Below are 405 nucleotides of genomic sequence, written 5' to 3'. Positions count from 1 at the left end.
AACATATGTTAAATCGCTTACTACTATTTCTAAATCTTCTCTGTCATTAAATTCTCTATGTACAACATTATCAATTTTTTCCTCATTACATTTAGATTTATGTACTTTATATTGTTTTACAGTATAATTTGAAATCAACCTATATTTCTTCATTATTTGGTGTATTTTTCTTCTTGAAGCTATTATATCTTGCTTTTTCAGTTCAACTTTTATTTTTCTTGTTCCATAGTTATTTTTACTTTCTCTAAATATTGAAATAACTGCAATTTCAAGTTTAGTATTACATACTCTAATTTTTTTTTTATAATATACTAAACTTCTAGGAATATTTAAAACTCTGCACATTGCGCTGATACTGTACTTTTCTTTATTAGACAATATTATTTCTATTTTCGTGCCATTATC

At 23.7% G+C, this 405-nt stretch carries 1 protein-coding gene; it reads right to left on the bottom strand.

Annotated features, from left to right (window positions below; genetic code table 11):
• Positions 1 to 405 (bottom strand): IS3 family transposase (locus tag ACTNAO_RS12865; RefSeq protein WP_441046318.1); only part of this gene is annotated, 405 nt, incomplete at both ends.

Source organism: Clostridium sp. HCP1S3_C6 (assembly GCF_052066735.1).
Taxonomy (GTDB): domain Bacteria; phylum Bacillota; class Clostridia; order Clostridiales; family Clostridiaceae; genus Clostridium.
The sequence above is the reverse complement of the archived record's forward strand: the minus strand, read 5'-3'. Positions and strand labels throughout refer to the sequence as shown.